Below are 9,555 nucleotides of genomic sequence, written 5' to 3'. Positions count from 1 at the left end.
AAGATCACACTGGTCACCGTCTGCACCGCCCGCTCGAACTGCATTGATCGACTGGGATCCGCAGATAAGAACCGCCTTGAATCCATAATCGACCCGGTCTTACAGGTCGATGTACCTCTCAACACACCTCGGTCAGCTCCCTCTCCCTCCGGGAGAGGGCTGGGGTGAGGGTCGGCTTTTACTTTCAGGGCTCCAGCCCGATCCCGCGCAAGATCACACTGGTCACCGTCTGCACCGCCCGCTCGAACTGCATGTCCGACAGCGGCTGGTGTTCGTTGAGAATATTCACTTGATGATCGAAGTCGGCGTAATGCTGGGTCGAGGCCCAGATCATGTACAGCAGGCTCGACGGTTCCACCGGCAGAATCCGCTGGTCTTCCACCCATTGGCGGATCTTCGCTTCTTTCATTTTCGCCCAGTCGTACAGGCTCACATCCAGCGCCTCGCCCAGCGTCGGCGCGCCGTGGATGATTTCGTTAGCCCAGACTTTCGAACCGTATGGCCGGCTGCGCGAATGGTTCATCTTGGCGCGGATGTAGCTGCTGAGCACCACCCGTGGATCGTCGAACATTTCGAAACACAGCGCGTCCTGCTTCCAAACTTCCAGCAAGTCGAACAACACCGCGCTGTACAGCTCACTCTTGGTGGAAAAGTAGTAATGCAGGTTGGAGCGCGGCAGTTGCACTTCGGCGGCGATGTCGGCCATGGCGGTGCCGCCGAAGCCTTTTTCGGCGAAGACTTTTTCCGCCGCCAGCAGGATTTTCTCGACGTTACTGCGACGAATCTCGATCTTGTGATTGCCCATGTGGGCTCCCTGACAACAGCGTTGCCCAAGACTAGCATCCGCTCTGGTGCGCGGGCGAACGCGACAAACAAAACTTCGTACGAAGGACAGCGGGTGGCTAAACTGACGCTTTTTATTCTGCCAACGAGGTATCCGCGATGCTGTTCAAGAATCTCCTGACCACCACTGCCCTGCTCGCTTCGCTGTTCGCCGCCACCTCCGTGTTGGCTCACGCCCACCTGAAAAGCCAGACCCCGGCTGCCGACAGCACCGTCACTGCACCGGCTGACCTGCGCCTGACCTTCTCCGAAGGCGTCGAAGCCAGTTTCACCAAAGTCACCTTGACCAGGGATGGCGCACCGATCGCGCTCAAGCCGCTGACCACCCAAGGTGACAAGAAAACCCTGATCGTCACCCCCGCCGCACCACTGACGGCGGGTGAATACAAAGTCGAGTGGCACGCCGTGTCCGTCGATACGCACAAAAGCGAAGGCGCCTATCAGTTCAAGGTTGGCCAGTGATTGATGAATGAAGCGCTGGTGCTGTGCCGCTTCCTGCATTTCACCGTGGTGTTGATGCTGTTCGGCGCCTGGCTGTTCCGGCCGTTGCTGCTCAACGGTGAAGCGCTGGCGCTGGATCGGCAGTTGACGCGCCTGACGCGTTGGCTGACGGCCATTGCACTGGCCAGCGGCATTGCCTGGGCGCTGCTGATCACGGCGAGCATGGCCGGTTCGGCGGCGGCAGCGTTTGACGTGGACACGGTTGCCTTGGTGCTGGGCAATACGTTTTTTGGCCAGGTGTGGCGCTGGCACCTGCTGATCAATGCGCTGCTACTGACATTGCTGTTCACTCCGTGGCGTTCAAACCTGGCGTTACGGCTGGGCTTGAGCGGCGCGCTGCTGGCCACGCTGGCGCCGGTCGGTCATGGTGCGATGCTCGATGGCTTGAGCGGGCAACTGCTGATTCTCAACCAGGTCATCCACCTCACCTGCGTCGCCGCGTGGCTCGGCGGACTGTTGCTGCTGGTGATGATTCTGCGTCAGCCGAGTCAGCCGCGTGAGGTGTTGCGACGCTTCAGCGGTCTCGGTTACTGGCTGGTGGCCGGGCTGCTGATCACCGGATTGATCAACGTGCGCGTGCTGACCGGCCAGTGGTGGCCAACGCCGTTGTTCAGCGGTTTTGCCCTGATTCTGCTGATCAAGGCGGCGCTGGTGGTGGGCATGCTGGCGCTGGCGCTGTTCAACCGCTTGCGGATTGATGATTGCGAACAACGGATGGGCGCGCTCAAGCGCAGTGTGGTGCTGGAGTGGCTGTTGGGGATGGGGGCGGTGGCAGCGGTTTCGCTACTCGGCACCCTGCCCCCGATGATCACAGGATAAACGCCGTTCAACTGTGGGAGCGAGCTTGCTCGCGAAGGCGGTGTGTCAGATAAAGAAATGTCACTGATACATCGCTTTCGCGAGCAAGCTCGCTCCCACAGGGTTATGCATTGGGTCAATGAGGTTGTGTGTCGCCCGCCGCGGTATCAATACTGACCACCACCGACATCCCCGGACGCAACCGCTCCTCTTCCTGCTGCCCCTCATCAATGGTGATCCGCACCGGCACCCGCTGGGCGATTTTCACGAAGTTGCCGGTGGCGTTATCGGCTTGCAACAGCGCGAATTCCGAACCGGTGCCCGGCGAAATATGCTGCACGTGACCGGTGAATCTGCGGTGGTTCAACGCATCGACGGTGAAACGCACCGGTTGCCCGACGCGCACGCTGTCCATCTGGGTTTCCTTCATGTTGGCGATCACCCATTTCTGGTTCGGCACCAGCGCCATCAACTGCGCCCCGGAGTTGACGTAGGCGCCGAGGCGCACGCCAATCTGCCCGAGCTGGCCGTCACGCGGGGCGACGATGCGGGTGTTCGACAGGTCAATCCGCGCCAGTTGCACCGCCGCTTCCGCGCTGGCCACCGCCGCCTCCAGCGAACCGCGATTGACGATCACCGTTTGCAGGTCCTGCCGGGCGATTTCCAGATTGGCCTTGGCTTGCGCCACCGCCGCGACACTTTGCGCGTTGGCCGCCAACGCCACGTCCATTTCACGCTTGGACACCGAGCCGTCACTCACCAGCTCCTTGTTGCGCCGCAGATCGGCCTCGCTTTTGCGCAACTGCGCTTCACTGTCGGCCTGCACCGCCTGACGCAACTTGATGGTCGCTTCGGCACTGTTGCGCTGCTGCACCACGTTAGCCAGCGCGGCTTTCTGCACCGCCAGTTGCGCCAACGCCTGATCGAGGCGTTGCTGATAAATCCGGTCGTCCAGACGCACCAGCAAATCACCAGCCTTCACGTACTGAAAATCCTGCACCGGCACCTCGAACACGTAGCCGCTGAGCTGCGGCCCGATGATCGTCACCTGCCCGCGTATCAGAGCGTTTTCGGTGGTCTCCACCGCGCTGCTGAACGGCGGCAATTGCCAGGCATACAACACGATCAACACGCCGACGATGGCGATCGCGGCAAAGCCCAGCGACGAGATGATCCGCACCCGCAGCGAGCGCGGTTCGGTGTTGGGCGAGGACGGCGGCGCCGCACCTTCAGGCGTGGCAGCGATGGCATTGGTGGTTGTGGTGGTCGGTTCGGTCATGAAGTAGAAGCACCGCTAGGTGGTACGGAAGGCGCAGAGGCGACGGCTTTGGTGGTGCTCATCAGCCACAGTGCACGAATGGACAGCCAGATCATGGTCAGCACCGCAATCACGGCGATCAGCATGAACACATCGTTGTAGGCCAGCACGTTGGCCTCGCGAGTCGCGGCGTTGGACAAGCTGCGAATACCCGCCAGGTTGCGCAGGCTCGGGTCGGCCAGCAACGAGCCGTACGCCGAGCCGCCGCTCTGCACGCGCGCGGCCACCAACGGGTCAGACAACGTGAGGTGCTCAACGATGTGACTGGAATGAAATTTTTCCCGAGCGATCTGGAAGGTGCCCAGAAGTGCCGCGCCCAGCAGGCCGCCGAGGTTGTTGCAGATCCCGAACAGCACGGAAAAGCTCACCAGGTTGCGTGGATTGGTCAGCACATTGCGAGTACCGAAGACCATGGTCGGGCCGAGGAAAAACGTGCTGCCGAAGGCCAGCAGGAACTGACTGAAGTAGAGGTTTTCCGGGCGGGTCAGGTTGTTGGAAAAGCTGTCCATCATCGACCCGGTGGCCATCAGCGCCAGCGAGATGATCAAAGGCATCAGCAGGTGTTTGGGGTCAATGGTCAGCGCACTGGTCAACAGCCCCGCGACACTGCCGATCAGCATCACCACGTAGAGGCTGTGCAACTGCTCATAGCCCATGTTCAGGTTCTGCATGAAACCGACCGCACCGGTGGACTGCTCCGAGGTGACCATGCGAATCAGGGTCACCGCCAGCGCCAGGCGGATCATCACCCCGCTGCCGAGCCAGCGGGTCATCAGCAGCGGGTTGCTGCGGTTATGTTCGATGGCCAGACCGGCGAGGATCAAGGCAATCGAGGCGGCCAGCGCATAGCCGATCCAGTTGGCCTCCAGCCACCAGTCGATACGCCCCAACGACAACACCGCACACAGCAGCGCTACACCGGTAGCCAGAATCGCAAAGGTGAGGAAGTCGAGGGGTTCGAACGTCTTGAAGCGATCGCCCGGCGGCAACTTGAGCATCAATACGCAGCCCAGCGAGAGCAGCGCCATGCCCAATTCGAACAGGTACAGGCCACGCCATTCGGCGATCTGCAGTAAATCTTCAGAGAATAATCGCGCCAGCGGCAGCGCCAGTTGTGAAGTGCCCAGGCCGAGCACCAGTGCCTTCATCCGCCACTTCGCCGGAAACGCCTGGACCATGTAATACAGGCCCAGCGAACTGAGTGCCGCGCCGACCATGCCGTGGGCCGCCCGCACCGCCACCGCCGAGTTCAGGTCATTGACGAACAAATGGCCGAAGGTCACCAGTGCATACAGCACCAGAAACACTTCGGTGAACGCGCGCAAACCGAACTGCTGGCGAAACTTCACCAGCAGCAGGTTCATCGACACATTGGTCATCACGAACGCCGCCGGCAACCAGGCCATCTCCGCCGTGGTCGCCCCGAGCGCACCTTGCAGGTAAGGCAGGTTGGCGACCACCAGCGAGTTACCCAAACCACCGGTCACCGCCACCAGCACACCGACCAGCGCATACGCCAGGCGCTTGGGATTGGAGTGCAAAGGCGTCGAAGGGGAACCGGGCAGGCTGGGCTTTTCGTGGGGCTGCCAGTTGCGCGGGGCGTATTGATCCATGGAAAGGCCTTGTGCGGAACGTGGGTGAAGTTTGCCGCAAATTGACCGGCAACACACTCATCCCCTGTCATCCACCAAACCCTGTGGGAACTGGCTGGCCAGCGATGAGGCCGGCATATCCAGCATCCTTGTTGAATGACACTGCGCAATCGCTGGCCAGCCAGCTCCCACAGGGTTGGGTGGCGAATTGAACATTCAGGCGCCAACAAGTCATCGTATAACTTGCTGTTGACATTCCCCGAAAACGTAGGAAATATTCGCAACCATGTTGTACGACGACGTATAACAAATAATAAAAACAACAACCGAAACAGGGAGCGTCACAGTGAGCACACTCGTCTGCAATTCCGTCCGCCCTTCGCGCTTTTCCGCCCCTCGCCCATGCACGACCTTGAGCCTGATCGGCTGCAGCAGCCTCGCCCTCGCCCTGCCGATGAGCGCCGGTGCCGAAGGTTTTATCGACGACAGCAAGGCCACGCTGAACCTGCGCAACGCCTACTTCAATCGCAACTTCGTCAACCCGGCCTACCCGCAGGGCAAAGCTGAAGAGTGGACGCAGAACTTCATCCTCGACGCCAGATCCGGCTTCACCCAAGGCACTGTCGGTTTCGGTCTCGACGTGCTGGGGCTGTATTCACAGAAGCTCGACGGCGGTAAAGGCACCGGCGGTACGCAACTGCTGCCGATCCACGATGACGGGCGCCCGGCCGACAATTTCGGCCGGCTCGGTGTGGCGCTGAAGGCCAAGGTGTCGAAGACCGAGCTGAAGGTCGGCGAATGGATGCCGGTGTTGCCGATCCTGCGTTCGGACGACGGACGCTCACTGCCGCAGACCTTTCGCGGCGGCCAGATCACCTCCACCGAGATCAACGGCCTGTCCGTCTACGGCGGTCAGTTTCGCGGCAACAGCCCACGCAATGACGCAAGCATGGAAGACATGTCAATGAACGGCCGCGGCGCGTTCACTTCCGATCGCTTCAACTTTGGCGGCGGCGAATACACCTTCAACGACAAACGCACCCTGGTCGGCGTGTGGTACGCCGAACTCAGCGACATCTACCAGCAGCAGTACTTCAACGTCAGCCACAGCCAGCCGCTGGGCGACTGGACACTGGGTGCCAACCTCGGCTTTTTCACTGGCAAGGAAGACGGCAGTGCCCGCGCCGGCGACCTCGACAACAAGACCGCCTTCGCCCTGCTCTCAGCCAAATACGGCGGCAACACCTTCTATGTCGGTCTGCAGAAACTCTCCGGTGACGATGCCTGGATGCGGGTCAACGGCACCAGCGGCGGCACCCTGGCCAACGACAGTTACAACGCCAGTTATGACAACGCCAGGGAACGCTCCTGGCAACTGCGCCACGACTACAACTTCGTCGCCCTCGGCATCCCGGGCCTGACCCTGATGAACCGCTACATCAGCGGCGACAACGTGCACACCGGCACCGTGACCGACGGCAAGGAATGGGGCCGCGAGTCGGAGCTGGCCTACACGGTGCAAAGCGGCCCGTTGAAAAACCTCAACGTGAAATGGCGCAACGCGACGATCCGCCGGGACTTCAGCACCAACGAGTTCGACGAGAACCGGGTCTTTATCAGCTATCCGATTTCGTTGTTGTAAGCAGATCTCTTTTTACCCTGTGGGAGCGAGCCTGCTCGCAAAGGCGCCTTGTCAGTCGATGCAAGAGTGCCTGGACCGGCCTCATCGCCGGCAAGCCAGCTCCCGCAGGTATCAGCGTTGTTTTGAATTAGCGCATTCACCACAAAATCCTGTGGGCGCTGGCTTGCCAGCGATGGCGGCGGCAGATTCACCATGGATGTTGATTGACACACCGCTTTCGCGAGCAGGCTCGCTCCTGCAAGGGATTGCGTTGCCAGGTGGGCATTGTGGTGATCGAAAAGTGTTTTGGGCCTTCCGTCATTTACACCAAAAGTCGCGTTGACAAGTTCCGGAAACCCTACCGATACTTCAGCCAAGTCATACGACAACCTACAACAAACTTAAAAACAAAACATGTAAGGGATTGCCATGACGCCTACTTCTGCACCCCGCGCCCCTTTCAATCGCCTGCTGCTGACCGGCGCTGCCGGTGGCCTCGGCAAGGTCCTGCGTGAACGCCTGCGCCCCTATGCCAAGGTGTTGCGCCTGTCCGACATCGCCGCCCTCGCCCCGGCCACCGATGATCGCGAAGAAATCGTGCTCTGCGACCTCGCCGACAAACACGCCGTGCACCAACTGGTCGAAGGCGTGGATGCGATCCTGCACTTCGGCGGCGTCTCGGTGGAGCGGCCGTTCGAAGAAATCCTCGGGGCCAACATCTGCGGCGTCTTCCATATCTACGAAGCGGCGCGCCGGCACGGCGTGAAGCGCGTGATCTTCGCCAGCTCCAACCACGTCATCGGTTTCTACAAGCAGGACGAAAAACTCGACGCCAGCTCAGCGCGCCGTCCCGATGGTTACTACGGTTTGTCCAAGTCCTACGGCGAAGACATGGCCAGTTTCTACTTCGATCGCTACGGCATCGAGACCGTCAGCATCCGCATCGGCTCCTCGTTTCCCGAGCCGCAAAACCGCCGGATGATGCACACCTGGTTGAGCTTCGACGACCTCACGCAACTGCTCGAACACTCGTTGTACACGGCGAACGTCGGCCACACCGTGGTTTACGGCATGTCCGACAACAAGGACCTGTGGTGGGACAACCGCCTGGCCAGCCACCTCGGGTTCACGCCGAAAGACACCTCTGAAGTGTTCCGCGAACAGGTCGAGGCACAACCGATGCCAGCGGCCGATGACCCGGCACGCATCTATCAGGGCGGCGCGTTTGTCGCGGCAGGTCCGTTCGGTGACTGATCACGCTGACCACGACACAAGGGGATGAATATGCAAGCCGAATTGATCGTCGATGCCCGCAATGCCGTGGGTGAAAGCCCGGTCTGGGTGCCGCAGGACAACGCCCTGTACTGGGTGGACATCCCCAACGGCGGGCTGCAACGCTGGAGCGCCGACACCGGCCACGTCCATGCGTGGAAAACCCCGGAAATGCTCGCCTGCATCGCTCGTCACCGCCGGGGTGGCTGGGTCGCTGGCATGGAGAGCGGTTTCTTTCATCTGCACCCGCACAGCGACGGCAGCCTCGACAGCGAACGACTCGCCAGCGTTGCACACAGCCGCAATGACATGCGCCTCAACGACGGCCGCTGCGATCGTCAGGGCCGCTTCTGGGCCGGCAGTATGGTGCTGGACATGGGCCTGAACTTGCCCGAAGGCCGGCTGTACCGCTACGGCACCGGGCAGTCGGGCGTGATCGAAGCGCAACTGGACGGTTTCATCGTGCCCAACGGCCTCGGTTTCAGCCCCGACGGCAAGACGATGTATGTGTCTGATTCGCACCCCGCCGTGCAATTGATCTGGGCCTTCGATTACGACAACGACAGCGGCACGCCGTCGAATCGCCGTGTATTCATCGACATGAATCATTTCCCCGGACGCCCCGACGGGGCTGCTGTGGATGCCGAGGGTTTCTACTGGATCTGTGCCACCGACGCCGGCCTCATTCACCGCGTCGCGCCGGACGGTCGACTCGATTTCTCGCTGGCCGTACCGGTGAAAAAACCGACCATGTGCGCCTTCGGCGGCAGCCGTATGGACACCTTGTTCGTGACCTCGATTCGTCCCGGCGATGACCACGATCCGCAATCCCTGGCCGGCGGCGTGTTCGCCCTTAACCCCAACGTCAAGGGCCTGCCGGAGCCGATATTCGACGATGTGCTGTAACACCCGCCTCTGCTGCACCGCTGCGCCTTGAACACAACAATAACAAGACTGGAGACTCACCCCCATGTACTTCAAACGCACCTTGCTCGCCGTCGCTTTACCGTTTGCCTTTACTCTCGCCAGCGCCGCGCAGGCGCTGGAAATCAAATTCGCCGACATTCACCCCGCCGGTTACCCGACCGTGGTCGCGGAAGAAAGCATGGGCAAAACCCTGACCAAAGAAACCAACGGCGACCTCACCTTCAAGTATTTCCCGGGCGGCGTGCTCGGTTCGGAAAAGGAAGTCATCGAACAGGCTCAGGTCGGCGCAATCCAGATGACCCGCGTCAGCCTCGGCATCGTCGGCCCGGTGGTGCCGGATGTGAACGTGTTCAACATGCCGTTCATCTTCCGCGACCAGGCGCACATGCGTGCGGTGATCGACGGCGACGTCGGCGATGCGATCCTCGACAAGATCACCCAATCGGAATTCGGTCTGGTCGCGCTGGCCTGGATGGACGGCGGCACGCGCAACCTCTACACCAAGAAACCGGTGCGCAAACTCGAAGACCTCAAGGGCATGAAGATCCGCGTGCAAGGCAACCCGATGTTCATCGAAACCATCAATGCCATGGGCGGCAACGGCATTGCGATGGACACCGGGGAAATCTTCAGCGCCCTGCAGACCGGCGTGATCGACGGCGCGGAAAACAACCCGCCAACCC

10 protein-coding genes are annotated in these 9,555 nt (G+C 60.9%); 6 read left to right on the top strand and 4 right to left on the bottom strand.

All coding sequences use genetic code 11. The features are described 5' to 3' along the window. Window positions 1-184: 184 nt before the first annotated feature. Window positions 185-805 (bottom strand): TetR/AcrR family transcriptional regulator, encoded by a 621-nt coding sequence (locus tag DBR24_RS14320; protein ID WP_064587091.1) that lies wholly within the window; start codon window positions 803-805, stop codon window positions 185-187. Window positions 806-942: 137 nt separating this feature from the next. On the opposite strand from DBR24_RS14320, the gene copC reads away from it, so the two are divergent. Together copC and copD are read left to right on the top strand one after the other, a co-directional pair. Continuing rightward, on the top strand, window positions 943-1,305 hold the full coding sequence (copC, locus tag DBR24_RS14315) for a copper homeostasis periplasmic binding protein CopC (RefSeq protein ID WP_123462640.1): 363 nt from the start codon (window positions 943-945) through the stop codon (window positions 1,303-1,305). Window positions 1,306-1,308: 3 nt separating this feature from the next. Further along, window positions 1,309-2,163 (top strand): copper homeostasis membrane protein CopD, encoded by an 855-nt coding sequence (gene copD, locus DBR24_RS14310; protein ID WP_128615091.1) that lies wholly within the window; start codon window positions 1,309-1,311, stop codon window positions 2,161-2,163. A 115-nt stretch (window positions 2,164-2,278) separates the two neighbouring features. Here the strand turns inward: copD and DBR24_RS14305 are convergent, their stop codons facing one another. Together DBR24_RS14305 and DBR24_RS14300 are read right to left on the bottom strand one after the other, a co-directional pair. After that, complete coding sequence (locus DBR24_RS14305; RefSeq protein WP_128615090.1) at window positions 2,279-3,421, bottom strand: HlyD family secretion protein; 1,143 nt, start codon at window positions 3,419-3,421, stop codon at window positions 2,279-2,281. Continuing rightward, a complete protein-coding gene (locus tag DBR24_RS14300) occupies window positions 3,418-5,073 on the bottom strand; it encodes an MFS transporter (protein WP_123462635.1) in 1,656 nt (551 codons plus the stop codon). Before DBR24_RS14300 ends, DBR24_RS14305 begins: the two co-directional genes overlap by 4 nt. 325 nt (window positions 5,074-5,398) lie before the next feature. Here DBR24_RS14300 and DBR24_RS14295 point away from each other — a divergent pair, with 325 nt between their 5' ends. Continuing rightward, window positions 5,399-6,694, top strand: coding sequence for an OprD family porin (locus tag DBR24_RS14295; RefSeq protein ID WP_128615089.1), 1,296 nt, complete (start codon window positions 5,399-5,401; stop codon window positions 6,692-6,694). Here the strand turns inward: DBR24_RS14295 and DBR24_RS14290 are convergent. Next, window positions 6,673-7,050, bottom strand: a complete 378-nt coding sequence (locus DBR24_RS14290; protein ID WP_128615088.1) for a hypothetical protein — start codon at window positions 7,048-7,050, stop codon at window positions 6,673-6,675. The two genes, DBR24_RS14295 and DBR24_RS14290, sit on opposite strands and share 22 nt — an antisense overlap. Window positions 7,051-7,102: 52 nt before the next feature. On the opposite strand from DBR24_RS14290, the gene DBR24_RS14285 reads away from it, so the two are divergent. From DBR24_RS14285 to dctP, 3 genes are all read left to right on the top strand, one after another. Next, the gene (locus tag DBR24_RS14285; RefSeq protein ID WP_128615087.1) at window positions 7,103-7,927 is read left to right on the top strand and encodes an NAD(P)-dependent oxidoreductase; all 825 of its coding nucleotides are present in this window, start codon (window positions 7,103-7,105) and stop codon (window positions 7,925-7,927) included. Between the two features lie 30 nt (window positions 7,928-7,957). Then, entirely contained in the window at window positions 7,958-8,851 is an 894-nt protein-coding gene (locus DBR24_RS14280; RefSeq protein ID WP_128615086.1) for an SMP-30/gluconolactonase/LRE family protein, read from the top strand. Between the two features lie 64 nt (window positions 8,852-8,915). Further along, the coding region (gene dctP / locus DBR24_RS14275) for a TRAP transporter substrate-binding protein DctP (protein WP_128615085.1) at window positions 8,916-9,555 on the top strand (640 nt) is incomplete at its 3' end.

The organism is Pseudomonas sp. HMWF006, assembly GCF_003061205.1.
GTDB lineage: Bacteria > Pseudomonadota > Gammaproteobacteria > Pseudomonadales > Pseudomonadaceae > Aquipseudomonas > Aquipseudomonas monsensis.
This window is presented reverse-complemented; position numbering and strand designations above follow the sequence as displayed.